The organism is Streptomyces sp. NPDC000075 (assembly GCF_040301925.1).
Lineage (GTDB): Bacteria > Actinomycetota > Actinomycetes > Streptomycetales > Streptomycetaceae > Streptomyces > Streptomyces polychromogenes.
On the sequence record NZ_JBEPFL010000002.1, the window covers coordinates 1 to 25,125 of the forward strand.

Annotated in this window: 26 protein-coding genes and 1 pseudogene; 13 read left to right on the top strand and 14 right to left on the bottom strand. The window is 73.7% G+C overall.

All coding sequences use genetic code 11. The features are described from left to right. Positions 1–132 precede the first annotated feature (132 nt). From ABT403_RS02155 to ABT403_RS02170, 4 genes are all read right to left on the bottom strand, one after another. Complete coding sequence (locus tag ABT403_RS02155; protein ID WP_344157000.1) at positions 133–1,497, bottom strand: DUF1996 domain-containing protein; 1,365 nt, start codon at positions 1,495–1,497, stop codon at positions 133–135. Positions 1,498–1,501: 4 nt separating this feature from the next. Continuing rightward, on the bottom strand, positions 1,502–2,263 hold the full coding sequence (locus ABT403_RS02160) for a DUF4142 domain-containing protein (protein WP_344157003.1): 762 nt from the start codon (positions 2,261–2,263) through the stop codon (positions 1,502–1,504). 241 nt (positions 2,264–2,504) lie between these two features. Beyond that, positions 2,505–3,863 (bottom strand): radical SAM protein, encoded by a 1,359-nt coding sequence (locus ABT403_RS02165; protein ID WP_344157006.1) that lies wholly within the window; start codon positions 3,861–3,863, stop codon positions 2,505–2,507. A gap of 89 nt (positions 3,864–3,952) precedes the next feature. Beyond that, positions 3,953–4,870, bottom strand: a complete 918-nt coding sequence (locus tag ABT403_RS02170) for an AraC family transcriptional regulator (protein WP_344157009.1) — start codon at positions 4,868–4,870, stop codon at positions 3,953–3,955. A 104-nt stretch (positions 4,871–4,974) separates the two neighbouring features. Here ABT403_RS02170 and ABT403_RS02175 point away from each other — a divergent pair, with 104 nt between their 5' ends. From ABT403_RS02175 to ABT403_RS02185, 3 genes are all read left to right on the top strand, one after another. Next, the gene (locus ABT403_RS02175; RefSeq protein WP_344157012.1) at positions 4,975–5,883 is read left to right on the top strand and encodes an MBL fold metallo-hydrolase; all 909 of its coding nucleotides are present in this window, start codon (positions 4,975–4,977) and stop codon (positions 5,881–5,883) included. Positions 5,884–6,038: 155 nt separating this feature from the next. Then, positions 6,039–6,950, top strand: coding sequence for a methyltransferase domain-containing protein (locus ABT403_RS02180; RefSeq protein ID WP_344157015.1), 912 nt, complete (start codon positions 6,039–6,041; stop codon positions 6,948–6,950). 1 nt (position 6,951) lies between these two features. Continuing rightward, on the top strand, positions 6,952–8,061 hold the full coding sequence (locus ABT403_RS02185) for a terpene synthase family protein (RefSeq protein WP_344157018.1): 1,110 nt from the start codon (positions 6,952–6,954) through the stop codon (positions 8,059–8,061). Positions 8,062–8,076: 15 nt separating this feature from the next. On the opposite strand, the gene ABT403_RS02190 is transcribed toward ABT403_RS02185, so the two are convergent. Genes ABT403_RS02190 through ABT403_RS02210 form a run of 5 tightly spaced genes read right to left on the bottom strand, consistent with a single transcriptional unit; the run spans position 8,077 to position 12,349 of the window. Continuing rightward, positions 8,077–9,426: a cytochrome P450 gene (locus tag ABT403_RS02190; protein ID WP_344157020.1), complete on the bottom strand. Its 1,350-nt coding sequence runs from the start codon at positions 9,424–9,426 to the stop codon at positions 8,077–8,079. Then, positions 9,423–10,043, bottom strand: coding sequence for a GTP-binding protein (locus tag ABT403_RS02195; RefSeq protein ID WP_344157023.1), 621 nt, complete (start codon positions 10,041–10,043; stop codon positions 9,423–9,425). The genes ABT403_RS02190 and ABT403_RS02195 overlap by 4 nt, the downstream gene beginning before the upstream one ends. Continuing rightward, positions 10,024–10,386: a DUF742 domain-containing protein gene (locus ABT403_RS02200; protein WP_344157026.1), complete on the bottom strand. Its 363-nt coding sequence runs from the start codon at positions 10,384–10,386 to the stop codon at positions 10,024–10,026. The genes ABT403_RS02195 and ABT403_RS02200 overlap by 20 nt, the downstream gene beginning before the upstream one ends. Further along, positions 10,383–10,769: a roadblock/LC7 domain-containing protein gene (locus ABT403_RS02205; protein ID WP_344158902.1), complete on the bottom strand. Its 387-nt coding sequence runs from the start codon at positions 10,767–10,769 to the stop codon at positions 10,383–10,385. The genes ABT403_RS02200 and ABT403_RS02205 overlap by 4 nt, the downstream gene beginning before the upstream one ends. A 17-nt stretch (positions 10,770–10,786) precedes the next feature. Then, positions 10,787–12,349, bottom strand: a complete 1,563-nt coding sequence (locus ABT403_RS02210) for a sensor histidine kinase (protein ID WP_344157029.1) — start codon at positions 12,347–12,349, stop codon at positions 10,787–10,789. Positions 12,350–12,560: 211 nt separating this feature from the next. On the opposite strand from ABT403_RS02210, the gene ABT403_RS02215 reads away from it, so the two are divergent. After that, positions 12,561–13,304, top strand: coding sequence for a PP2C family protein-serine/threonine phosphatase (locus ABT403_RS02215; protein WP_344157032.1), 744 nt, complete (start codon positions 12,561–12,563; stop codon positions 13,302–13,304). Positions 13,305–13,364: 60 nt separating this feature from the next. Further along, positions 13,365–14,057, top strand: a complete 693-nt coding sequence (locus ABT403_RS02220) for an RraA family protein (RefSeq protein ID WP_344157035.1) — start codon at positions 13,365–13,367, stop codon at positions 14,055–14,057. Between the two features lie 46 nt (positions 14,058–14,103). On the opposite strand, the gene ABT403_RS02225 is transcribed toward ABT403_RS02220, so the two are convergent. Further along, a complete protein-coding gene (locus ABT403_RS02225; RefSeq protein WP_344157038.1) occupies positions 14,104–15,042 on the bottom strand; it encodes a D-alanyl-D-alanine carboxypeptidase family protein in 939 nt (312 codons plus the stop codon). A gap of 223 nt (positions 15,043–15,265) precedes the next feature. On the opposite strand from ABT403_RS02225, the gene panD reads away from it, so the two are divergent. From panD to ABT403_RS02250, 5 genes are all read left to right on the top strand, one after another. Next, a complete protein-coding gene (gene panD, locus ABT403_RS02230) occupies positions 15,266–15,685 on the top strand; it encodes an aspartate 1-decarboxylase (RefSeq protein ID WP_344157040.1) in 420 nt (139 codons plus the stop codon). 15 nt (positions 15,686–15,700) lie between these two features. Continuing rightward, positions 15,701–16,042 carry a GNAT family N-acetyltransferase gene (locus tag ABT403_RS02235; RefSeq protein WP_344157043.1) on the top strand — a complete coding sequence of 114 codons (342 nt, stop codon included), beginning with the start codon at positions 15,701–15,703 and terminating at the stop codon, positions 16,040–16,042. 5 nt (positions 16,043–16,047) lie between these two features. Then, positions 16,048–16,671 (top strand): aspartate/glutamate racemase family protein, encoded by a 624-nt coding sequence (locus ABT403_RS02240; protein WP_344157047.1) that lies wholly within the window; start codon positions 16,048–16,050, stop codon positions 16,669–16,671. Positions 16,672–16,692: 21 nt separating this feature from the next. Beyond that, positions 16,693–16,887 (top strand): hypothetical protein, encoded by a 195-nt coding sequence (locus ABT403_RS02245; protein ID WP_344157050.1) that lies wholly within the window; start codon positions 16,693–16,695, stop codon positions 16,885–16,887. A 109-nt stretch (positions 16,888–16,996) separates the two neighbouring features. Beyond that, positions 16,997–18,385 carry a transglycosylase family protein gene (locus ABT403_RS02250; RefSeq protein ID WP_344157053.1) on the top strand — a complete coding sequence of 463 codons (1,389 nt, stop codon included), beginning with the start codon at positions 16,997–16,999 and terminating at the stop codon, positions 18,383–18,385. A gap of 42 nt (positions 18,386–18,427) precedes the next feature. Here ABT403_RS02250 and ABT403_RS02255 read toward each other — a convergent pair. Further along, positions 18,428–19,252, bottom strand: a pseudogene (locus ABT403_RS02255) (DMT family transporter); the annotation flags it as partial. A 281-nt stretch (positions 19,253–19,533) separates the two neighbouring features. Between ABT403_RS02255 and ABT403_RS02260 the strand changes: the two are divergent. After that, positions 19,534–21,015, top strand: coding sequence for an SDR family NAD(P)-dependent oxidoreductase (locus ABT403_RS02260; RefSeq protein ID WP_344157056.1), 1,482 nt, complete (start codon positions 19,534–19,536; stop codon positions 21,013–21,015). Positions 21,016–21,094: 79 nt separating this feature from the next. Here ABT403_RS02260 and ABT403_RS02265 read toward each other — a convergent pair whose 3' ends face one another. Continuing rightward, positions 21,095–21,496 carry a hypothetical protein gene (locus ABT403_RS02265; protein ID WP_344157059.1) on the bottom strand — a complete coding sequence of 134 codons (402 nt, stop codon included), beginning with the start codon at positions 21,494–21,496 and terminating at the stop codon, positions 21,095–21,097. A gap of 291 nt (positions 21,497–21,787) precedes the next feature. Here ABT403_RS02265 and ABT403_RS02270 point away from each other — a divergent pair, with 291 nt between their 5' ends. Then, a complete protein-coding gene (locus tag ABT403_RS02270) occupies positions 21,788–21,958 on the top strand; it encodes a hypothetical protein (RefSeq protein ID WP_344159010.1) in 171 nt (56 codons plus the stop codon). 206 nt (positions 21,959–22,164) lie between these two features. After that, positions 22,165–23,157, top strand: a complete 993-nt coding sequence (locus tag ABT403_RS02275) for an NAD-dependent epimerase/dehydratase family protein (protein ID WP_344157062.1) — start codon at positions 22,165–22,167, stop codon at positions 23,155–23,157. On the opposite strand, the gene ABT403_RS02280 is transcribed toward ABT403_RS02275, so the two are convergent. Together ABT403_RS02280 and ABT403_RS02285 are read right to left on the bottom strand one after the other, a co-directional pair. After that, positions 23,137–24,576 (bottom strand): lipase maturation factor family protein, encoded by a 1,440-nt coding sequence (locus ABT403_RS02280; RefSeq protein ID WP_344157065.1) that lies wholly within the window; start codon positions 24,574–24,576, stop codon positions 23,137–23,139. The two genes, ABT403_RS02275 and ABT403_RS02280, sit on opposite strands and share 21 nt — an antisense overlap. An 11-nt stretch (positions 24,577–24,587) precedes the next feature. Further along, complete coding sequence (locus ABT403_RS02285; protein WP_344157068.1) at positions 24,588–25,118, bottom strand: DUF1990 domain-containing protein; 531 nt, start codon at positions 25,116–25,118, stop codon at positions 24,588–24,590. Positions 25,119–25,125 lie beyond the last annotated feature (7 nt).

A 25,125-nucleotide genomic window follows, 5' to 3' on the forward strand; every position in this document is an offset into this window, starting at 1 on the left:
TGCCCCCCCCCCCGCCGCGGCGTTGGGTTCCCCCTCTCCCCGGGCGGGCGCGGCGCGCCCGCCCCCCCCCCCCCCCCCCCCCCCCCCGCCCCCGCCCCCCCCCCCCCCGGCCGTACGCGCGCTCCGCGCAGGTCAGCGGCAGGACCGCCCGCTGTTGACGCAGCCCACCGCCCGGGCCATCAGGGCGTCCGACATCACGTTGATGAAGTCACCGTGGTCGGTCACCGGCTTGTGCAGCTGCTCCGGGAAGCTGTCCACCGCGAACCGCGCCCCGGGCGCCACCCCGTACGTGATCCGCTCCACCAGCTGCGGGATGGCGGTGAACCCCTTCTTGCAGCGCCCCGACGCGTCCGGGAAGGCCACGTGCGTACGGTGGTTGGCGCTGTCGGTGTTGCGGCCGTCCCAGCAGCTCTGGAAGGTGAAGGTGCGCACCACGTCACTGCCCTTGGGGCACACCGGGTACTTGTCCTTCAGCTGCCGGTCCTCGAAACCGGTGCAGCTCCAGGAGGCGTTGGCGTTGGCGGTGCCGTTGCTGAAGGCCTTCGCGTCGCCCGTGATGATCCGCAGGAACCGGGGCATCGCCTTGACCGGGCCGGCCGGGCTGCCCTTGAAGCTGATGCTCGCCACCTTGGGCCGCAGGATCGTGCCCACGTTGGCGTCCTGCCCGCCGCCCGGGGCCTTCGCGTCGCGCTCCGCCCTCCCGTCGCGCAGCCGCAGCACGGGCCAGTAGTAGGTGGACTGGTCGCCGTTGGCGCAGGTGGTCCCGGAGGCGGCGAGGCTGTCGTTCGTGGAGAAGGCGCTCGTCGTCTTGTTGCCCACGTAGTCGTGCATGTGGTGCGCGCCGTTGGAAACGCCCGGCGCGACGATCACGTTGTCCGGGTTGAAGTGGCCGTTCTCGTTGCGCCCGCACTCCGAGGTGAAGGAGCCCTTGGAGGCGGCCGCCGAGTTCGCGGGGGCCTTCACGTTGGGCCGCACCGTGGTGATGTCGACGAAGTCGTTCTTCGCCGGGCCGCCCTTCAGCCCGACGCTGCGGGCGCCGTCGGCGGCCGCGTCGTCCTGTGCGGAGGCCTCCTTCATCGAGCAGCGGCTGAGCGCCCCCAGCCCCTCGTCGCGCCCGCCCGAGCGGCCTATCGCCTCGGACACCTTGGAGATGGTCGTACCGCGCTGGTCGCGCAGCCGGCCCAGCAGGGCGTCCTGCTGCGTCTTGCCCTTGACCTGGCCCCCGGCGAGCTGCCGGTAGGCGTCGGCCACCTGGACGTCGAGCCGGGCGAGGTTCTCGTCCACCTCCGCCCTGGCCCCGTCGGGTACGGCGGTGAGCTTGTCGCCCACGTCGGGGCAGTCGATGGTGGCCGTCACCTGCCCGGTCCGGGAGGCGTCCTGGCCGGCGTTCGCGTTGCCGGCGACGATCGCCACCCCGCCGCCGCCCAGTACCAGGGCGCTGACCACGGCCAGGAGCTTCTTCGACAACCGGGGGCGCCTGTGGCCCTGCTGACTCATGCGATCACTTCACTTCGTATCGTCGGTCGGACATCGGAGGGGACGAGGCCCCCTGGGGGCGCGCGGGACCGGGCGAGGAGGGCGCGGGCGTCGCGTCGGAGAGGGAGTCGAAGTCGACGAGCCCGCTCTCCTCCAGGACCGTGATGTGGTCCAGGACGGTGGTGTTGGCCGAGGTCGCCAGGGAGCGCACCATCGAGTTGCGGGTCTGCGCCCGCACCTGCGCCAGCAGCGCGAACACCTTGCCGTGCGCCCGGCGCAGCAACTGCACGAAGAGCCGCTCGTACTCGGGGCCCTGAGCGGCCGTCAGCTGGTCCAGCCAGGCCTGCTGCTGCGCGGACGGCCGGTCGGGCAGGTCCACGCCGAGGGCCTGGCCGACCTGGAGCACCTGCCGGTCGAGCTCGGTGTGCCCCTCCACCAGGTGCTGCCCGGCGGTGCGGACGGCCGGCCGGGTCCCGCGCTGCTGGGCCTGCCGCCCGGCGGGCAGCTCCCACAGGCCGGCCAGCCGTACCTTGCGGACGAAGTCCCGGTCCACGGCGCTCAGCGGCCCGTACGCCGTGCTCATGGTCCCGGCGCCGTCGTCCTCGACCCCGGCGGGCAGGGCCGCGGACCCCGCCGGCGCGGCCGCCGCCCGGTCGCCGAACTTCGATACCGGGATCAGCAGCGCGACCAGCGTGACCACCAGTGCGGTGATGACCAGGCCGCTCCCGATCGTGTACCTCGTGGCCGCGGACAGGCCGCCGGTGGATCGCCGCCGCAATGACAGCACACTGCCTCCTCGCTCGGTGGGCTGGGTGGCACGGGACGCTAGTGCCCGTCGCGGCGCCGTCGCGGAAGGACCATCACCATCGGACAAACATCGGCCGGGGCCTGCGGAAGGCTGCTACCTTCCCGCGCGGGACTCCCGGTCCGGAACCGGGACCGGGAGTCCCGCCGCACGGCGAAGGGGCCCGGTCCGTGCGGACCGGGCCCCTGGGGCCGTGCTGGGCGGGGAGAAGCGGAAGAGGAGGTCAGGAAGCGGCGGGTGCGTCGCCCCCGGGCTGCTCCAGCCCCTCCAGGCTGTCCATGAACGAGCTGACGGAGAACACCGCGCGCCCGGGACCGGTCGGCCCGTACCCGGGCGGGGAGCTCAGGCCGAACTCCTCCAGCGTCGCCCGGTAGGCCTCCAGCAGCCGGATGTGGTACTCCAGCGGGGCGCCCAGCGGATTGGCCTTGCCCAGCGGGGTCGTCGGCTCCGGGCACCAGGTGGTGAAGCGCGGCACCACCCCGTGCGACATGAAGAACCGCAGGCCCTCGGTGGTCGATTCGATGGCCTCGCCCACCTTGGTGAACCCGAAGGGCTCCGCCATCTCGATGCCCGCCACGAAGTTCGGGATCACGTTGCGCGCGCCGAACACCTCGGCGGAGTCCAGGATCCTGCGGTGCCACTCGTCGCGGCCGACGTAGCGCTCCTTGCCTGGGCAGTGGAGCTGGAACAGCCGGCGGTCCCACACCTCGAAGTTCGGGTGGTAGATCTTGACGCCGTAGTCGTGGAAGCGCTGCACGGCGTCCCGGGGGAGGGCCTGGGCGACGACCTTGCCGGTCCAGCGGCCGGGGAAGCGCTCCTCGATGGCCTTCGCGTAGTGGCCGTAGAAATCGGCCTCGTCACGCCCGCCGACCTGCGAGGTGATCGAACCGCCCGTCAGGGTGTACGCCCGCGAGATGCCCGCCGTGTCGTACCGGTCGATGATCTCCAGGGCCTCCAGCACCTCCTCGACCGGCTTGACCCCGGTGTAGGGGCGGCCCGCCGCCTTGTGCTGGCGCCAGTTGTGGTTGATGTCGCAGAACTGGCACTCCTCCTTGGCGCCGAAGTACTGGCACACCCGGAAGACGGTCAGGTAGATCAGGTAGCCCCACTGGATGGTCGGCGCGACCTCCATCACCGACTTGCCGTTCGACAGCTTGTGCCGGTAGTACTCCGGCATCGGCGGCAGCCCGACGTCGGAGATCCGCGCTCCGTCCAAATACAGGCCCAGCGTGCCGTCCTCGCCGCCGCGCACCACGTACGGCGAGTCCGGGTTGACACGTACCGACACCACCGTGCGGCGCAGCCCGTAGGGGCCGCCGGTGAGGACGATCTCCTCCGGCGGCCGGTTGAGCGCGGCGGCGCCCAGTTCCGGGAGGGTGCGGTGGTCGAAGGAGAAGATGAAGTAGGACTTCGGCTTGACGTCCCCGCCGCCCGGCCCGTCGGCCCCGCCGCCGCTGAGCGCCGACTCGTCGAAGGCCATGCCGCCCCGCAGCAGGTCCTCCTTGATCACGGCCTCCCGGGGCACGTGGGGGAAGCGCTCCATCAGGTCCTCGACCAGCGCGGTACGGGTCTGGCTTGCCATGTGAACTCCTCGGACAGACGGATGCCCGGCGGGCCTGCGCACTCCGGGCACATCCAGGGGACCCACGGTATCCGCTCGTTTGAACAGGTTCAGACCGGGGTCGCGGCGAGTGCGGCCCGGTAGCGGCCCGGCGTGGTGCCGAATTCCCGCGCGAAGGCGTGCGACAGGGCGTACGGGCTGCCGTAGCCGACCCGGGCCGCGATGGCGGCCAGCGAGTCCGGCGTGTCGCGCAGCCGGGTGGCCGCGAGCGTCAGCCGCCACCAGGTCAGGTACGCCATGGGGGGACGGCCCACCAGCGGGGTGAACCGGCGCACCAGGGTCGGGCGGGAGACCCCCGCCTCGGCGGCCAGCCGCTCCGCGCTCCAGGGGGCCGCGGGATCCGCGTGCATGGCCTGGAGGGCGGCGGCCGTCACCGGATCGCCGAGGGCGGCCGACCAGGACCCCGGCGCCGCCCCGGCCACCGAGGCGCGGACCATGTAGACGAGGAGGAGGTCGAGCAGGCTCGGCAGGGCGATCGAGGACCCCGGGCGCCGGGCGTCCACCTCTCCGCTCAGCAGGGCGATGGCCGACTGGAGTTCGGCGTGCGCGCCGCCCGGCAGGCGGACCACGCCGGGCAGTTCCGCCAGCAGCGGGTGCACCCGGCTGCGGTCGAGCCGGTACTTGCCGCACAGCATCTCCACCGCTTCCCGGCCCGGCCGCGCGGCGCGGTCGCCCCGCGCCTCGCGGTAGTGCTCCAGCGGCAGGGCCCGCTCCGCGGCCGCCGCGTCGACGGGGGAGCCGGCGAGCACGTGTCCCGCCCCGTGCGGCAGCAGCACCGCGTCGCCCGTGGCGAGGGGCACGGGCTCGCCCCCGTCGGCCAGCAGCCAGCAACTGCCCGCCAGGACCACGTGGAAGCCCGCCCCCTCGTACGGGTCCAGCCGTACGCACCACGTGCCGCCGACCCGCACCCGGTCCGAGGAGGGCCGTCCGAGGCGGACGGCGGAGATCGCGTCGCTCACCACGTCCATGCGCGCAGGGTACCGCCGACGCCGGGCGCCGGTGAGCGGAACGCGTATTCGCTTGAGCGGAACGCGCATTGGGCGGCTCACTCCCGCTGCTTAGGGTGGTGCACATGACCAACGAGAACACGCAGACCTTCGTCCTGGGGGACGTCGAGATCACCCGCGTCATCGAGGCCCGCGGGCCCTTCGCGGCCGCCCGGGACCTCGTCCCGGACTCCGGCGCCGACGTGTGGAAGGAGAACGAGGACTGGCTGGTCCCCGACCACTGGCAGCCCGAAGCCGACCTGGCCGTACTCGCCCTGCAGACCTGGGTGCTGCGCAGCGGCGGCCGGACCGTCCTCGTGGACACCGGGGCGGGCAACGGGCGCGAGCGCCCCGGCTCGCCCCTCTTCCACCAGCGGCAGGGCACCTTCATGGAGGACCTGGCGGCGGCCGGCGTCCGGCCCGAGGAGGTGGACGTCGTCGTCAACACCCACCTCCACGCCGACCACGTCGGCTGGAACACCGTGGACGCCGGAGGGGAGTGGGTCCCGGCCTTCCCCAACGCCCGCTACCTCGTCCCGGCCGCCGACGACGCCCACTTCGGGCCGCGCGGCGGGTACGGCGGGGGCGCGCGGGAGATCGACCGGCTGGTCTACGAGGACAGCGTCGCCCCGGTCCACCGGACCGGGCAGGTGGTCCTCTGGGAGGACTCCCACCGCATCGACGACCACCTCACCCTGGAGGCGGCCCCCGGCCACACCCCCGGCTCCTCGGTGCTGCGACTGGCCTCCGGCTCCGACCGGGCGGTCTTCGTCGGGGACATGCTGCACAGCCCGGTGCAGGTCCTGCGGCCCTCCCGCAACAGCTGCTTCTGCATGGACGCGGCGCGGGCGGCGGACACCCGCCTGCGGACCCTGGGGCGAGCCGCCGAGCGCCGGGAACTGGTCGTCCCCGCCCACTTCGGCGGATCCGGGGCCTTCGAAGTCCGGGAGGAGAACGGCGGGTTCGTTATCGGAGCGTGGGCGTCCGGCATCTGAGCACACCGGCCCATTGGTTCGACTCTGCTAAAAATGTGACCGTTTCTGCTGTGACTATGCTCAACCCCTGAGTGATCACCCCCCTTTGTCGATCACTCAGGGCACCGTGGGGCGGCCGTCCGAACATCCCCACATCACGCAGGACCGGAGAACCGATGGACAGTCACCTCGTCATGCACACCCCCGCCGATCCCCGGGCATTCGACGAGACGCAGATTCCCCTCTACTACAGCCGCAAGACGGCCGACATCCTGCACAAGTACGGGCCCGGCCCCCGGGTCCACTTCCACATGGGACTCTTCGCCCCGGGCACGGCGCCGAACACCACGGTCCCGCAACGGGTCCTCAAGAGCCGCATCGTGGAGTCCCAGGAAGCCATAGTCGACCACGCCGCCCGGACCTGGGGCGCCTACGCCAACCCGCCCGCCAGCCTCCTCGACATCGGCTGCGGGCTGGGCGGCGGCTCGCTCTACTGGGCGCAGGAACACGGGACGTCGGTCACCGGCATCACGGTGACCCCGGAACACGTCCCGATCATCGAGGAGTTCGCCCGCCGGGGCGGGGTGGCCGACCGGGTCACCCCACTCCTCGCGGACGTCCACGACTTCACCCCGGACCGAAGATACGACGCCGCCTACGCGAACGAGAGCTCCGGCTACATGGACCGCGAGCGGCTCTTCCAGGTCGTCGCCGGCGCGCTGAAGCCCGGCGGCTGGTTCGGCATCCAGGAGCACTTCATCTGCCGGCCCGAGTGGACCGACTTCATCGACGGCTACTACAAGACCCGCCTCGGCACGCTCACCGAGTACATCGTCGCCGCCGAGGCGGCCGGCTTCGAGCTGGAGCAGTGCGAGGACGTGACCGACCGGGTCGCCGAGTTCTGGGTCCAGTCGATGGCCTGGAACACGGCCGAACTCGACCGGGTCGAGGCCGCGGGCAGGCCCGCCGCCTGGACGCGCGAACGGCTCCTGGAGTCCACGGTCACCCACGGCAAGCTCTTCCGGATCTGGCGCGACCACGCGATGGAGACCCGGCTGCTGCTGTTCCGCCTGGGCGGGGGTGAATGACGTGGCACCCGTACACCTCGAACAGGACCACCCCTCCCGCATCGGCTGGGAACTCCCCCCGTTCTACTGCCCCTTCGAGCGGGAGCTGCTCCACCCGAAGGCGGCCGAGATCGAGGAGCGCTGCGTCGAGTGGATCGACGCCTTCGGCATCTACCCCGACGCCGTCGAGCGCGCCTGGGGCCTGGCCACCCGCTCGGCCGAGCTCGCCGGGAGGACCGTCCCCTTCGGTGACGTCGAGGCGGTGGTCCTCTACGCCGAGTGGCTCTACTGGGCGTTCGCCGCCGACGACTGGCACGACTCGGATTCCGGCACGGCCGGTGCCACGGCGGTGGCCGAGCACGGCGCCCGGCTGGCCCGTGCCGTCGAGGCGCCCGGCTCCGGTCTGCTGCCGCCCGGTCCGCACACCGCGGCCCTGGAGGACCTCGCCGTCCGTACCCGGAGCATGCTCAGGCCGGGCCAGCTGCGCCGCTTCGCCCACGGCATCCGGGAGTGGACGTCCGGCGCGGCCTGGGAGACGGCCAACGCGGAGCGGGGCATCATGCCGTCCCTGGAACAGTTCACCGCCGCGCGGCTGTGCAGCAGCGGCACCCGGTTCCTGCTGACCTGGTGCGACGTGGCGAACGGCATCCACCTGCCGGGCGACGTGATGTACTCCGCCCCGGTCCAGGCCCTGACCGACGCGGCCGGGTTCGTCGTCAGCTGCGACAACGACGTGTTCTCGTACAACAAGGAGGACCACCGGGTGCCCTGGGAGCAGAACGTGGTCAACGTCCTGGCCCGGGAGCACGGTTGCACGCCCGCGCAGGCCCTGCCCGCGGTGGCCGCCCTGCGGGACCGGACGATGAGCCTGTTCGTCCGCCTGCAGGACCGGCTGAGGGGGCGGGCGGACGAGCAGCTCGGGCGCTACCTGACCTCCGTGGAGCACTGGATCGCGGGCAACATCGCCTACCAGAGCCGGGCGCCGCGCTACGCCAGTCCGCGCAACCGCAACGCCCTCCCCGCGCCGGACGCCTCGTACGACATCACCTACGCGGACGTCCCCTGCGACCCGAGCGCCGAGCCGCTGCCGGTACCGGCGCTCGCCTGGTGGTGGCAGCAGCTCGACGCCTGAGGCGGGGCCGGTCCGTCAGGCCCGGCCCAGCAGGCGGCGCAGCCAGGAGGGACGGCCCTGACGGGTCTCCGGCCCCGGCCCGGCCGGCACCGGCGCAGGCCGGCCGGGCACGGGCGTGGACCCCGTGACGGTGACCCCGCGCGGGGCGAACCGTACCGGCAGGGCCACCACATGGCGGGTCATGAGCGAGGAGACCCACTCCAGGTCGTCCTCGCGCACGGCCAGTTCGAGGTCCGGCAGCCGTGCGAGGAGGGTGTCGATGCCGGTGTCGGCGATGGCACGGCCGATGTCCTGGCCGGGGCACTCGTGGGGCCCGCTGCTGAACGCCAGGTGCGAGCGGTTGCCGTGCATGGGCGCGGCGGCGTCGGGGCGGACCTCCGGATCGCGGTTGCCGGCTCCGGGGCTGATCAGCAGCATGTCGCCGGCCTTGATGCGGGCCCCGCCCAGCTCCGTGTCGCCCGTGGCCCAGCGGCCGATGACCGTCATGAGCGGCGGCTCGTTCCACAGGACCTGCTCCAGCGCGTCGGGCAGGGTCATGTGCCCGCCCGACAGGTTCGCGCGGAACCGCGCGTCCGTGAGCACCAGACGCAGGGCGTTCGAGATCAGGTTGGCCGTGGTCTCGAAGCCGGCGATCAGCACCAGCCTGAGGTGCTCCACCGCCTCGTCGTCGCTGAACTGCGCGTTGTGCTCGAGCACCCAGCTGGTGAAGTCGCGGCCCGGCGCCTGACGCTTGCGGGCCACGAGCTCCCGGAGGGTGACGGTCATGAACTCGTTGCTGGTGAGGGCGGTCTCGGTACCCCGGATCACATCGCGCGCGGCCTCCACCAGGCGCGGTCCGTAGGACTCCGGCGCACCGATGAGCTGGGTCATCACCAGCATCGGCAGCGGCTCGGCGAAGTCCGCGACGAGGTCGCCCCGGCCCGTCTCCACGAACGCGTCGATCAGCTGGTCCGCGAAGCGCTTGACGTAGCGCCGCATGCCGCGGCGGTCGAAGCGCTCCACGGAGTCGGTGATCGCGCCGCGCAGACGCTCGTGGTTCGCCCCGTCGACCATGTGGCACACCGGCTGCCAGGCGGTCATGGGGGAGAGCGGGTGGTCCGGCGGAACGTTGCCCTCCTGCCGCTCCCGCCACCGGCGCGGGTCCCGCGAGAACCGGGACGGCGTGCGGACGACGTCCAGGTTCTCCCGGTGCCCCAGCACCAGCCAGGCCGGCAGGTCGCCGTGGACCAGGACCGGGGCCACGGCCCCGTGCTCGGCGCGCAGCTTCTCGTACAGGGCCATCGGGTCGGCCTCGGCCTCCGGCCCGTAGAGCCGGTGCGCGGGGCAGCCCGGCGGCGGGGCGGAAGGGGGCTGGGGGGTGCTCACGAGGCCTCCGGGGTCACGGCGAGGGAGTGCAGGTAGTGCATCAGCGTCATCAGGACGTCACGGCTGGAGTCGCGCCGGCGGGCGTCGCAGGCGACGAGGGGGACGGACGGCGGCAGGTCGAGGGCGCCCCGCAGCTCGTCGAGGGGGTACACGGGGGCGTCGGGGAAGCTGTTCACGGCGACGACGAACGGCACGCCGCGCTCCTCCAGCCGGCCGATCACGTCGAAGCTGACCTCCAGCCGGCGGGTGTCGACGAGGACCACCGCGCCCAGGGCGCCCTCGAACAGGCCGTTCCACAGGAACCAGAACCGCTGCTGGCCCGGGGTCCCGAACAGGTACAGCACCAGTTCCTCGTTGATGCTGATCCGGCCGAAGTCCATGGCCACGGTGGTCGAGCTCTTGCGCTCGATCCCCGCCGTGTCGTCGACCCCGACCCCGGCCTGGGTCATGGTCTCCTCGGTGGTCAGTGGCCGGATCTCGCTCACCGAGCCGACCAGGGTCGTCTTGCCGACCCCGAAACCGCCCACGATCACCACCTTGACCGCGGCCGTCGCCGTCGCCGGCAGGACGTCCTCGCGCCGCGGCCCCGCGGGGTGCTCAGAGCTTTCGAAGTCCATCGATCACTGCCTCAATCAATGCCAGGTCGGGGAGTCGGGCGGGGGCCACGGGCGCGCGTGAGATCACGCGCTTCGCGGTGAGGAGGTCGGCGAGGAGCACGGTGACCACGCTCACCGGCAGACCGAGGTAGGCCGAGATCTCGGCCACCGAGAGCGGCGACTGGCACAACCGCACGATGGCCGAGTGTTCCGGCTGCATGCCGGGCCGGGGCCCCGACGTGGCGACGATCAGCGTCACCAGGTCGAGGCCGGTGGGGCCCAGCGGTTCACTGCGGCCGCCCGTGATCACGTAGAGGCGTTCCGGGCTGCCGTCTTCCCAGCTTTTGTTGCCAGGGTCGCTCACGCGGTCAGCCTGTCGCTGCGCGGCGGGCTGCTGAGGTGCTCTCCGATCCGCGCCACGAGGTCCCGCATCCGCTGGCCCATCAGTCCGGCGTCCACCCCCTCGTCGGCCAGCACCGCGAGGTACGCCCCGGCGCCGGCGGCCATCAGGTAGAAGAACCCGCCGTCCATCTCGATGACGACCAGCCGCATCCGCCCGCTGCCGTGCGGGAGTTCGGAGGCGACCGCGCCGGCCAGGCTCTGCAGGCCGGCGCAGGCGGCGGCCAGCCGGTCGGCGGTGTCGGTCTCGGCCCCGTGCTGGGCCATCCGCAGGCCGTCGGCGGACAGCACGATCACGTGCCGGGTCTGCGGGACGCTCTCGGCCAGGTCCTTGAGCATCCAGTCCATGTTGCTCTGCTGCTGACTCACGGCTGTTCCCCCTTGCTCGCCGAAGCCGGCGAGGTGTGCGTGTGCTGGTCGTCCGCCGAGTGGCTCCCGGCGGGCCGGGTGTCCCCGGAGAGGCCGCTCTGGAACGCGGCGAGCCACATCCCGGGCTGGGCCTCGGCCCGCTCCGGCGCTGCCACGGCGGCGGTGGTGGTGGTCGTCGTCCGTTCCACGGCGGCCGGTGCGGCCGCGGCGGTGACCCGGCTGCGGCGCCGGCGCTGCGGCAGGCCGTTCGGGGTCCGCTCGGTCACCACGGGCCCCTCGTCGTCCGCCACGGGCGCCTGCGGCCCCGTGACCCGCCGCTGCTGCGGCTCGTGCGCGGCGGAGGACGCCCCGGCCTTCGCCGGGAGGGCCGCGCGCGGGCCGGAGGACGTACCGATGCCGTGCGCGACGCCGGTCGCCGTCGAGACGGTGGTGATCAGGTCCTGCGGGACGACGAGGACGGCGCGCACGCCCCCGTACGCCGAGGAGCGCAGCGAGACCCGGAAGCCGTACGCCTGCGCCAGCCGGCCGACGACGGCCAGGCCCAGTCGCGGGGTCTCGCCCAGGTCGGTGAGGTCGATGCCCTCCTGTGCCTGGCGCAGCATCCGCTCGGCCCGCTTGCGGGCCTCCTCGCTCATGCTCAGGCCGCCGTCCTCGATCTCGATGGCGATGCCCGAGTTCACCTCGACCGCGGTCAGGTGGACCCTCGTCTGCGGCGGCGAGTAGCGGGTGGCGTTGTCCAGCAGCTCGGCCAGCGCGTGGATGAGCGGCTCGACGGCGGGGCCGACGACGGCGACCTGGGTCACCGAGTGCAGTTCCACGCGCTGGTAGTCGATGATGCGGGACATGGCGCCGCGCAGCACGCTGTACAGCGGGACGGCCTTGCCCCACTGGCGGCCGGGCCGCGCGCCGCCGAGCACGGCGATGGAGTCGGCGAGCCGGCCGATCAGCGCGGTGCCGTGGTCGAGGCGCAGCAGGTCTCCGAAGACGGCCGGGTCCTGCCCGTGCCGGTCCTCCATCTCGCGCAGCTCCTGGGCCTGCTGGTGCACGATCGCCTGGACGCGGCGGGCGATGTTCACGAAGGCCCGCTGCGCGGAGTCGCGCAGGTCCTCCTCGGCGACCACGGCGTCGAGCACCGAGCGCAGCACGGCCTGGTGCGCCGCCCTGAACTCCGGGGTCAGGCCCGGCCGGTGGACGTCGTCGTCCTCCAGGGAGGTGAGCACGTCCTCGGGGAACTCACCCTTGCGCAGCCGCCCCACGATGTCGGGCAGCAGCACCTCGGCCAGCCACACGGTCTCCGCCTGCTGGACCGCCAGGGCCTCCTCGCGCGCCGCCACCACGGCACGCATCGAGGCCACGGCGCGCCCGCGCCGGGCGGCCTCGGCGCAGCACAGCGCCACGGCCACGCAGGCCGCGGCGCCGATCCAGGCGACGGAGGCGCGGGCGGAGGCGGGTACCAGCGCCGCGGCCGCCGCGGATATCGCGGCGGTCACCAGGGCGGGCAGCGCCCATGCGACGGGTGAGGCGGGCCCTGGACTGCCGGGCGATCCCTCTCGAACCATCAGAACCCTCAAACGATCGGTTGCGGAAGATCTTGGACAACAGCCCGGGATCCTAGCGGCTCGGTGCACGGGTATTGACAGGAGGTCATGATGTGGACGCGCCAGTGGAGTTGGCTTGGCCGAAACTCGATGGATCGCACCGTTCCGCTCCCGCCGGCCCGGCGTGTCGCCCGGTGGTGCCTCCTGCGGCGCGCCGAGCGACAATGAGGGGGTGGCGTACATTGCGGTGACCGCGCTCAGCCATGCCGGCCTGGTCCGCGAGCACAACGAGGACAGCCTCGTCGTCGGACCCTGGACGCTGTGCGCCACCGTGACCGACAGCCCCCAGACCCTCGTCTTCCCCCTCGGCCGGCCCCTGGTCGTCGCCGTCGCGGACGGGCTCGGCGGCCAGCCCGCCGGAGAGGTCGCCAGTGCCCTGGTCGCCCGCCGCCTCTCCGCCCTCGGCCCCACCCTCACCGGCCCGGACACCCTCCGTGACGCCCTGGACGTCTGCGACTACGAGGTGAACACGGCCGCCGAGGGCCACCCGGAGCTGTTCACCATGGCCACCACGGTCGCGGGCGTCCTCGTCCTCGCGGAGTCACTGCTCGTGTTCAACGTGGGCGACAGCCGGGTCTACGCCGCCGGCCCGGACGGCCTGCGCCGGGTCAGCGTCGACGACAGTCCGCCCCCGGAACCCGGCCGGCGCACCACCTCCGCCGTCACCCAGACCCTCGGCGGCAGCCGCGCCTCCGGCACCCCCGTGCCCCACGTGAGCGCCTCCGGCCTCGCCGCGGGCGACCGCTACCTGGTGTGCAGCGACGGACTCACCGACCCGCTGCCCGACGAGGAGATCGACGCCGTCCTGCGGGCCCACGACGACGGCCGGGCCGCCTTCGAACTGTGGAAGGCCGCCATCGCGGCCGGCGGACCCGACAACATCACCCTGGCCCTGGTGCGCATCGGCGCCACATAGCCCTACGCGCACCCCGCCCCTAGGATCGCCCCACGCCTCCGTCCGGGCCGGGAGAACGCCATGCTCAAGGAATTCGCCGAACTGTCCACGCCCCTGATCGCCGACGCCTGCGTCCGCACCGGCGTGCCGCTGCGCACCGCACCGCCCGGCATCGCCTCCGTCCCCGCCGGCCGGCGCGCCGCGGGCCGGGTCCTGCCCGTGCGCCACTACGGCAGCGTGGACGTCTTCCTGGAGGCCTTCGGCGGAGCCGGGCCGGGCGACGTCCTCGTCATCGACAACGGCGGCCGCACCGACGAGGCCTGCGTCGGCGACCTGGCCGTCCTGGAGGCCCGGGCCGCCGGCGTCTCGGCACTGGTGGTGTGGGGCCTGCACCGCGACACCCCGGAGCTGACCGGCATCGGCCTCCCGGTCTTCAGCTACGGCAGCTGCCCGGCCGGCCCCGTACGCCTGGACGAGCGCGGGCCCGGGGCCCTGACCGGCGCCCGTTTCGGGGAGCACCTGGTGGACGCCGGGGACCTCGTCTTCGGCGACGACGACGGCGTCCTCTTCGTCCCGGCCGACCGGGCGCCGGAGGTCCTGGAGGCGGCGCACCGCATCCACGCGACCGAACGCGAACAGGCCCGCAGGATCCGCGCGGGCGAGACCCTCCGCGAGCAGACCTCCTTCGCCGAGTACCTGGCCCGCCGCGCCGCCGACCCCTCGTACACCTTCCGCGCGCACCTGCGCCGGACGGGCGGCGCGATCGAGGAATGACCGGGAACGCCCCGCCCGCCGCCCGCCCGCCCGCGTCACGGCACGGTCAGTCGAGGACGTCCGGGACCGGATCGGTGTGCCCGCGCCGCAGCGCCGTCCGCGAACCCGCGGCCGGGCCGAGGGCCCAGTCCGACAGCGCCATCGAGTCCGCGTACCGCTCCTCGTCGCCCAGCAGGACGCCGACGACCGTCTTGCCGCCCCGCGTCACCGAGAAGACCAGGCACTTGCCCGCGGCCGTGGTGGTGCCCGTCTTCACGCCGACGGCGCCCGGAAACCCGTATCCGGCGGGCCGGGGCTGGACCAGCAGGTTGGTGTTCGACCAGCTCGCGAGGGCCGAGGTGCCACCGGTGCCGTACGAGGCGGTCTTCACCAGCGTCCGGAACAGCGGGTCGGCCATCGCCCGCCGGGTGAGCTTCGCGAGGTCGCGCGGTGTGGTCAGGTTGCCGCCGGTGGGCGAGATGCCGTCGAAGCTGTCGTAGACCGTGCCGCTCATCCCCAGGGCCTTCGCCTCGGCGTTCATCTTCGCCACGAAGTCCGCGGTGCGCCCGGCCGTGCTCGTGCCGGTTCCGAAGGCGTCCGCGAGGGCGTACGCGGCGTCGCAGCCCGAGGGCAGCATCATCGCGTAGAGCAGCTGGCGGACCGTCGGGGTGGCCCCCGCCTTCAGCCGCGCCGAACTCGCGCCCTTGCGGTACACGTAGTCGAGGTACAGCTGCTTGACGGTGACCTTCCGGTCGAGGTCCAGCCCGGGCCGGGACAGGACCACGACGGCCGTCATGATCTTGGTCGTGCTCGCCATCTGACGTTTGACGTCAGGGGCCTTGGACGTGAGCACGGCCCCCGTGGAGCCGTCGACCAGGATCGCGCCGGCCGCGGTGAGCGCGGGCGCGGCGGCGGCCTGGGCGGGTACGGCGGCCGTGAGCAGGGCGCCGGCGGCGACGGTGACGGCGAGCGCGCCCCGGGCGCGCCGCATCAGGTTGACGATCATCGGATCCTCACAGGAGTGGGAGAAGCCCGGCGGTGCGGGACACGAGCTGGTCTCCCCATCCCCCCGCCACCTGACACGGCGTCACCCACTCCCGGCCCCGAAGGGCGCCCGGCCCGTGAAACCCCGCGGACGGCTGACCGGCCGGGCCCGGCGTTGTAGGCTCCGGGCATCGCCCTTGACCCGCGGAATGCGGGCAGGGAGCAGACACATCAGGAGATTCTTCATGCTTCGCACCATGTTCAAGTCCAAGATCCACCGGGCCACCGTCACCCAGGCCGACCTGCACTACGTCGGTTCCGTGACCGTCGACGCCGATCTGCTCGACGCCGCCGACCTGCTGCCGGGGGAGCTCGTCCACATCGTGGACATCACCAACGGCGCGCGGCTCGAGACGTACGTCATCGAGGGGGAGCGGGGGTCCGGGGTGATCGGGATCAACGGGGCCGCCGCGCACCTCGTGCACCCCGGGGACCTGGTCATCCTCATCAGCTACGCGCAGGTCGAGGACGCCGAGGCGCGGGCGCTCACGCCGCGCGTCGTGCACGTGGACGGGGACAACAGGATCATCGAGCTGGGGGCGGACCCGTCCGCTCCCGTGCCCGGTACGGACCAGGAGCGCAGCCCCCACGCGGTGGCTGTCTGAGGGGAGTCGGGGACCATGGCGATCGAGCTGCTGGACGAGCGTGAGGCGGGGCGGCTGCTGGCCGTCGAGGACGGTTCGGTGGTGGGCTTCATCGCCTACTTCGTGCTGGAGGGGGAGTCGCGCGCCCTCGTGGCCGTGCACACGGTCGTCGAGCCGGGGCACGAGGGGCGGGGGATCGCCGGGGACCTGGTGGGCCGGTTCTACGCGATCGCCGCCGAGGAGGGGGTGCCCGTCGTGCCGCTCTGTCCTTATGCCGCGCGGTGGGCCGCCAAGAACCCGGAGCGGGCGCCCGTGGCGCCGCCCTCGGTCGTCGACGCGGCGATCGCGCAGCTGGACCGGGACTCCGACCTCTGGTGACGCGGGTGGGGCTGACCCTGCTCCACACCTCGCCGGTGCACGTGCCCGTCTTCGACGCGCTGCGCGACGAGCGGCATCCCGGGGCCGAGCTGCGGCACCTCGTGGTGCCCCGGCTGCTCGACCGGGCGCGGGAGGCGGGTCCCGGGGCCGTGGCGGCGCAGGTGCGCGAGGTGCTGGAGGGGGTGCGCGGGCCCGTGCTCGTCACCTGTTCGACGGTGGGCGCGGTCGCCGAGTCGCTGGGACCCCGGCTCGGGGTGCCCGTGCTGCGCGTGGACCGGCCCATGGCCGCCGAGGCGGTCCGCAGAGGTCCGCGCATCGTCGTGCTGGCCGCGCTCGCCTCGACGCTCGGGCCCACCCGGGAGCTGCTGGCCGAGGAGGCCGGCGGGCGGCCCGTGGCGGTCCGCAGCGAGGTCGTCGACGGGGCCTGGGAGCGGTTCGAGGCCGGGGACACCGGTGGGTACCTGGAGAGGGTGGCCCGGGCGGCGGACGGTGTCGCCGACGCCGACGTCATCGTGCTGGCCCAGGCCTCCATGGCCGGGGCCGCCCGCCTCGTACGGACCCCGGTGCCCGTGCTGTCCAGCCCCGCCCCGGGGCTGGCGGCCGCGCTGCTCGGGGGGCGTACGCGCTGAGATCCGGGGAAGGTGGGGTTTATGGTGCGAAACGCAGAGCAGACGCAGCCCCCGGTCCCCGAACCGGACCCCGTCCCCTCCCCGAACCCCCCGCTGCCGGACCCCGGGCCGGTGCCGCGACCGGTGCCGCCCGTCCCGCCGCCCTTCCCCGAGCCCGACCCGGTGCCCCCGCCGCCCGGCCCCGCGCCGATCCCGCAGCCGGGCCCGCTCAGCTGAGGCCGGAGGGGGTCAACTACGGCTGCGGAACGGCTGGTTGTCGCCCTTGTCAGGACATCGGGGCGCCGTTAGGTTGTGCGGTTCCTGATGTCTTCCAGGGGGGGCTCCCATGGGTGTACGGGGCCGGCACCGCCGGTATCAGCCGAGCAGCATCAACCGGGCCTCGCTCGTTGTCACCGCGGGTGGCGCCGGTATCGCGCTCCCCCTCATCGGCGCCGGGGACGCCCAGGCGGCCACCGTGGACACCTGGAACCAGGTCGCCGCCTGCGAATCGACCAACAACTGGCAGACCAACACCGGCAACGGCTACTACGGCGGGCTCCAGTTCAGCCAGAGCACCTGGCGGGAATTCGGCGGCACCGCCTACGCCCCGCGCGCCGACCTGGCCACCAAGGACCAGCAGATCGCCGTCGCGGAGAAGGTGCTCAGGGGACAGGGCCCCAGCGCCTGGCCCGCCTGCGGACCCCGGGCCGGGCTCAGCCGGAGCGCCGCCGCACCGGCCGTCGACCCCAAACCCTCCGCGAAGCCCTCCGCGAAGCCTTCCGCCCAGCCCTCGGCGAAGACCCCGGCACCCGCCGCGAAGCCGCCGCAGACGCAGGCGCCCATGGACCGGATCCAGCCGACCAAGGCCACCACCGGCACCCCCGTCAGCATGCCCAGCCCGACGGGCACCACCGTCCTGCCGAACCCGTACGTCGTCGCCCCCGGGGACTCGCTGTCCTCGATCGCCGGCCGGCAGCACGTCGAGGGCGGCTGGCAGGCCCTGTACGAGACCAACCGGGAGACCGTCGGCGGCAACCCGAACCTGATCTTCCCCGGCCAGCGGCTCACCCTCCGGGTCACCGTCGCGCCCCCCGCGCAGAACCCCGAGAAGCCGCCGCGCACCGCCGAGCCGGTCAAGCCCGTCGAACCGAACAAGCAGCAGCAGGACGACGCCAAGCCCGGGAGCACGCCCCGGCCGGAACAGTCCAAGCCCGCGCCCGAGCCGTCCAAGCCGGCCGAGAAGCCCGCCGCCACGCCCAGGCCCGAGCAGCCCGCCCAGCCCGCCAAGCAGGCCGAGAAGCCCGCCTCAGCGGAGCAGAAGCCCGCCTCGGGCGGGTTCACCGCCCCCGTCGACGCCGCCCTCGGCACGGCCTACCACGTCGCCGGCTCCTCCTGGTCGAGCGGCTACCACACGGGCGTCGACTTCCCCGTGCCGACCGGCACCAGCATCAAGGCCGTCGGCCCGGGCACCGTCGAGTCGGCCGGCTGGGCCGGGGCCTACGGCTACCAGGTCGTCATCAAGCACTCCGACGGCCGCTACTCCCAGTACGCCCACCTCTCCGCGCTCGGCGTCAAGGCCGGCCAGCAGGTCTCCGGCGGCCAGCGCATCGGCCGCTCGGGCTCGACCGGCAACACCACCGGACCCCACCTGCACTTCGAGATGCGCACCAGCCCCGCCTACGGCTCCGACATCGACCCGCTGAAATACCTGCGCGGCAAGGGCGTCGGCATCTGAGGCGTCCGCGGGGTCCGACCCCCGCACACGCGGCGGCACGGCCGAGAGCAGCACCAGGCCGGCCGCCGCCAGCGCGCCGCTCGCCAGCGCCGCCACGGCCCCGGCGGTGCCCCGGCGGAAGCCCTCGTCGAACAGGGTGACCCCCACGGCGGCGGCCACCACCGGGTTCACCACCGTCACCGTGGCCAGCGGCGCCGTCAGCCCCGCCCCCCGGTAGGCCGCCTGGGACAGCAGCAGCCCGAACGCCGCCAGCACCGCGATCGCCGCGAGGCCCGACCCCGTCCCGCCCAGCACGTCCGGGCCGCCGGGGGCGAAGCCCTCGGCCACCGACTTCGTGAACACCGAGGCCATCCCGAAGGCCGTCCCCGCCGCCGCGGCCAGCAGCACGCTGCGCACCACCGCCCGCCGCATCCGGCCCGCCGCCAGCGCCAGTGCCGCCACCGCCACCGCCGTCACGGTCAGCAGCAGGCTCCGCTCATCGCCCGCCAGGGCCTGCCGGCCTCGCCCCTCCCCGCCCGTCAGGGCCAGCAGCCCGGCCAGGCCCACCGTCGCCAGCACCGCCCCGCGCCAGGCCGCCGTCCCCGCCCGGCGCCCCACGCACACGGCCGCCATCGGGAGCGCGAAGACGATGGTCAGCGCCCCGAGCGGCTGGACCAGGCTCAGCGGCCCGTACGCCAGGGCCACCACGTGCAGCAGCGCGCCCGCACCGTTCAGCGCGACCGCCGCCCACCAGCCCGGGCGCCGCAGCGGAGCCAGGGCGCGGCCGTCCGCCGAGTCCACGGCGACGTGTTCCTGGACGATCGCGCCGCCCGCGTACGCGACGGCCGACACCAGGCAGAGCAGAACCGACAGGGCCAGGGCACTCATGGGGTCCACCATGCCCGAACGGGACCCGCCGTTCATCCGTCCACGGGCCCTTTGACCGGGGACCGAGTCATCCTCGTGGCATACACCAGAGGGAGTACGCGCAAGCCGCACCCGCGCGGACGAACGGGCGTGATCCCCTCCATACCGTGACAGCGCACTCGCGGTCGGTGAGGGTGACGCGAACGGGTTTGGTCCCGGGCGTGTCGGCTCCGTACAGTTTCCGTTTTGGGGACTTCCGCAGCAGGCGGACGCGGACGAGCGAGCAAGGAACGGCAGCGGCCATGACGGTGACCGATACCGAAGACAACCAGGCATACGGGCCGGGCATCGACCCCGAGCGCCTCGCCGTCTGCCTCAGCGTGCTCGACGAGCTCGACAAGATCGACGTCGACCACCCGGACGCCATCACCGTACGCCGCGCCACCGCCGGCATCTACCGGACGGTCAAGCAGCGCCGCCGCCAGGAGCGCCGCGCCGCCAAGACGGCCAACGACAAGGCCGTCACCGAGGCGACCGCGACCGGCTCCGCCGAGCGCATCGACGACGAGACCGAGGGCATCCTGCCCTCCTCGGTCACCGAGGCCGGCCGGATCGCCGGGATACTCCAGCGCCCCCGCTCCTGCTACGTCTGCAAGACGCGGTACGTCGAGGTCGACTACTTCTACCACCAGCTCTGCCCGGGCTGCGCCGCCGAGAACCGCGCCAAGCGCGAGGCCCGCGCCGACCTCTCCGGCAAGCGCGCGCTGCTCACCGGCGGCCGCGCCAAGATCGGCATGTACATCGCGCTGCGGCTGCTGCGCGACGGTGCCCACACGACGATCACCACCCGCTTCCCCAAGGACGCCATCCGCCGCTTCAAGGCGATGGAGGACTCGGCGGAGTGGATCCACCGGCTGGAGGTCGTCGGCATCGACCTGCGCGACCCCGCCCAGTCCGTGGCCCTCGCCGAGCAGGTCGCCGCAGCCGGCCCGCTGGACATCCTGATCAACAACGCGACGCAGACCGTGCGCCGCCTGCCCACCGCCTACGCCGCGCTGGTCGAGGGCGAGGGCGCCCCGCTGCCGGCCGGTGAGCTCCCCGCCCACCACGTCATCGGCGCCTTCAACTCCGGCGCGGTGGACGGCCTGGCCGCGCTGCCCGTCGGCGTGAGCGGCCTGGAGGCGCAGAAGGTCGCCGACCTCGCCCTCGTCGCGGGCAACGCCAGCCTGGAGCGGCACCTCGCCGGGACCGCCATCGACGCGGGCGGCCTGCTGCCGGACGTCGTGGAGTCCAACACCTGGGTGCAGACCATCGACCAGATCACCCCGGTGGAGCTGCTCGAGACCCAGCTGTGCAACTACACCTCGCCGTTCATCCTGATCAGCGCCCTGCGTCCGGCGATGGCCGAGGCCGCGCGCAAGGCGTCCAGCGGGCGTGCGTACGTGGTCAACGTCTCGGCGATGGAGGGAGTCTTCAGCCGCGGCTACAAGGGCGCGGGGCACCCCAACACCAACGCGGCCAAGGCCGCGATGAACATGGTGACGCGGACCAGCGGCCAGGAGATGTTCCAGACCGACCGCATCCTGATGACCTCGGTCGACACCGGCTGGATCACCGACGAGCGCCCGCACTTCGACAAGCTGCGCCTGGCCGAGGAGGGCTTCCACGCGCCGCTGGACCTGGTCGACGGCGCGGCCCGGGTCTACGACCCCGTCGTCCGCGGCGAGGCCGGCGAGGACCTGTACGGAGTCTTCCTCAAGGACTACGCGCCCGCCAACTGGTAGGCGCACCACGGGCCGGCCCCGTTCCCCGCACGGCAGGGGGACGGGGCCGGCCCGTCATCCTTTCGGACCAACCCCGGCGTCAGAGTTGATAGGCCCCCGCCGCGACGAGTTCGAGCACCGGACGCCAGTCCTCCACCACCCCGGCGTCCAGCCCCGGCGCCCGCCCCGCCTGCGCGGCCTGGTGCAGGGCCTCCGCGTCGGCGGCGCCCGCACCCCCCGCCAGCAGCCCGGCCACCCGGTCGCCCAGCAGCGCGCGCAGCGCCCCGGCCGCCTCCGTCCCCGGCAGCCCCGGGCCCTCCGTCAGGCCGTGGAGCAGCCCCGCCACCTGGAGTTCCTTGTCGTACGGGTGTGAGCGGCGCAGCAGGGCCGCGGTCCGCAGCCCGAGATCCCGTCCGGGCGCGTCCGGCCCGGCGTGACGGGCGTGGAGCAGCTCCATCAGCTCGTCGACACTGCCGATCGCGGGCACCCCTGGCCTGGCCATCGCCGTTCCCTCCGTCGTCCGCGCTCGCACGCCGCCGCCTTCGCCGAGCAGATCAGCCCCGGCGGACACGCCGGGGGGCGAGCTCCTGAACTCGCGGCGAAAACAAGCGGTCCAGAGTGGATTTTACCGTTCCATCGAGCGGGGCCCCGCTCATATGTGTACCCTGAGGCGCAAGGAACCCCCACCCGGGCTCCGCTCCACCAAGGCGCCACCGCGTCCGGAAGACCTTTTAATTTCCCTATCCGGCATGCGGTCGAGCCTGCCGGGTTACGCGACACAAGGGAGTGCGCGGTGACTGAGACGACCAAACCCAACCCGACCATGGAGCCCACGGGACGGGGGGCGAACACCCGGTCCGATGAACTCGGCAGCCTCGAGGTCTGGGCCCGGTCCGCCCCCATCAGGCTGGCCGGCTACGAGGACGACCTCGCGGAGCCGCACATCCTGCCCGGCATCGACTAGGCCCGGCCCGCCGGGGCCGGACCCGCCAGAGCCACCGGCCCACGGCCCGCACGACGCCTCCGCGCCCCCGCACCCCACGGTGACGGGGGCGCGGCACGACCGGCCGGACCCGGCCGGAGGTTCCCGTTCCCGATCAGCCCTCAGCGTCATCGCCGACAGCGATCACGGCTTCCCCCGTCCCTGCCCGTCCGGGCAGGCTGGCCGGCATGAAGAAGCTGCTGATGCTGGGCGGAACCGAATTCGTCGGCCGCGCGATCACCGAGGACGCCCTGGAACGGGGCTGGGACGTCACCGCCTTCCACCGCGGCCGGCACGCCCCGCCGCCCGGCGTCCGCTCCGTGCACGGGGACCGCACCGCGCCCGGGGGACTGGCCGGCCTCGCCGAGGGCACCTGGGACCTCGTCGTCGACACCTGGAGCGCGGCCCCCACCGCCGTGCGCGACACGGCCCGCCTGCTGGCCGGCCGCGCCGGCCGGTACGCGTACGTCTCCAGCTGCTCGGTCTACGCCTACCCGGCGCCGGCCGGCCGGACGGAGGACGGGGCCCTGGTCGACGGCTCGCCCGACGCCGAGGCGACCGCCTACCCCGAGGACAAGCGCGGCGGTGAGCTGGCCGCCGTGGCCGCCTTCGGGGACCGGGCCCTCCTCGTACGGGCCGGTCTGATCCTCGGCCCGTACGAGAACGTCGGCCGGCTTCCCTGGTGGCTGAACCGCATCGCGCGCGGCGGCCCCACCCTCGCCCCCGGCCCCCGCGACCTGCCGATGCAGTACGTCGACGTCCGCGACCTCGCGCACTGGACCCTGGACGCCGCCGAGGCCGGCCTCGGCGGCCCCTACGACGTGGCCTCCCCGTCCGGACACGCCACCATGGGCTCCTTCCTCGAAGCCTGCGCGGCCGTGACCGGGGGCGCCGCCGAGCTCCGCTGGACCGGCCCGGAGCGCATCGCGGAGGCGGGCGTCGAGCCCTGGATCCAGCTGCCCTGCTGGCTGCCCCCGGGCGAGCTGCACGACCACATGTTCCGCGCGGACGTCACCAAGGCCCTCTCCGCCGGGCTCACCTGCCGCCCGGTCGAGGAGACGGTCGCCGACACCTGGAGCTGGCTGCGGTCGATCGGCGGCACGGCGCCGATGCGCCCGGACCGGTCGGCCAAGGGACTCGACGCCGAGCGGGAGGCGGCGCTACTCGGGCTCGGCGGATGAGGCCTGCGAGAGCCGGGTCGGGGGCAGGTACTCCCGCAGCGGCCTGCGGTGCCACCAGGCGCCCGTCTCGCGCAACTCCCGCCAGGTGGTGAACCGGTAGCGGTACAGCCGGGCCCGCACGAAGCGCGGCGGGGCGTCCGGGAACGGGTTGTGGGCCAGCAGCCGCAGCGTGTCCCGGTCGCCCGCCAGCAGCCGCTCGACGAACGGCCCGAACCAGTCCCGGGCGTAGCCGGGGGAGAGGGCGGCGAACCACATCAGCCAGTCGAGCCGCAGGTGGTAGGGGGCGAACTGGCGGGGGAGCCGTCGCAGGTCGCCAGGCTTGCCCTTGAAGCCGTACTCGCGCCAGTCGCCGTCCTCCCGGGGGACGCGGTCCGAGGTCCCCTCGACCACGACCTCGTCGCGGATCCGGCCGACCGTGCCGAAGGCCCCGTAGGTGTTGACCAGGTGAAGGGAGTCGAAGGAGCGGTTCATCACCTGGCGGCGCGAGACCATGTTGAGCACCGGGTGCCGGCTCAGCACCAGGACCAGCACGGTCAGCCCGCACACCGGGACGACGTACCACAGGGGTGCCCCGCGCGAGGCCGCGGCGGGCGGCGGCCCGGCGATCCCGGTGAAGTCGACGGCCGACAGGGCCAGTGTGATCGTCAGCCAGTTCAGCCAGGCGAAGTTCCCCGAGAACACCAGCCACAGCTGGGTGGCCACCATGGTCCAGGCCGCGTACGAGGCCACCGGCTGGGGGGTGAACAGCAGTACCGGCACCGCCAGTTGCGTGACGTGGTTCGCGGCGCACTCCACCCGGTGCAGGGGCCTGGGCAGGTGGTGGAAGAACCAGCTCAGCGGTCCCGGCATCGGCTGGGTCTCGTGGTGGTGGTAGAGGCAGGTCAGCTGCCGCCAGCAGGCGTCCCCGCGCATCTTGATCAGGCCGGCGCCGAACTCCACCCGGAACAGCACCCACCGCAGCAGCCACAGCACCAGCACCGGCGGCCCCGCCCGGGCGTTGCCCAGGAAGACCGCGAGGAACCCCACCTCCAGCAGCAGCGACTCCCAGCCGAACGAGTACCAGGTCTGCCCCACGTTGACGATCGACAGGTAGAGCAGCCACAGCACCGCCCACATCCCCATGGCCGCGCCCAGCGGCACCAGGTCCCCGGCCCCTGCGGCCAGGGCCGCCGCCAGGGCCGCGCCCGCCCAGGCGCAGCCGGCGAAGAGCCCGTCGGAGTAGCGCAGTTGGAACAGGCTCGGGGCGTGCCGGAAGGGCACGTACCGCACGTAGCGCGGGACGGGCAGCATGCCGTGGGCGCCGATCAGCGCCCGGAACTGCAGGGCGGCCCCGGTGAAGGCGAAGAGGTAGACGCCGGCCAGGGCCCGCTGGAAGACCAGCCGGCCCAGCCAGTACCCGGGTGCCGTGAACCAGTCCATCGACTCCAGTATCAGGCGGTGGCGGCCAGCGTGCGCAGGTGACGGCCGAGACTGCGGACGAAGGCCCGCTGGAGGACGGGCAGCAGCGGCCCCGCGAGGCGCGTGTACCAGGCGGCGGGCCGGCTGAAGGCCGTCACCTCGAACCAGACGGTGCCGTCGGCGGCCAGTTCCACCAGGAAGGACTCCTCCCCGCTCGCGGGGTGCCCCGTGAGGGTCCCGTAGGTGAATCCGGTCAGGCCGGGGGCGTCCGTGGTGGCGACCACCTCGCACGGCACGCTGATCCGCAGCGGGCCGAGGCCGAGGCCGATCTCCACCCGCGCCCCCGGGACGGCCGGCCCGTCCGCCCGGACGCTCGCCCCGGCGGCCCGGTGCGTCCGGAAGGAGAGCACCGCCTCGCCGGCCGTCTCGAAGACCTCCCGGCCGTGCCCGACGCGGGTGCGGTGGTGCAGGTGGCGGTATCCGTCGGGCAGCGGCCGCCGGAGGGTGGCGCCGTGTTCGGGGTAGCTGAGGACGCGCCGGCCGGTGCTGATGAGGCGGGTCACGGGGGTC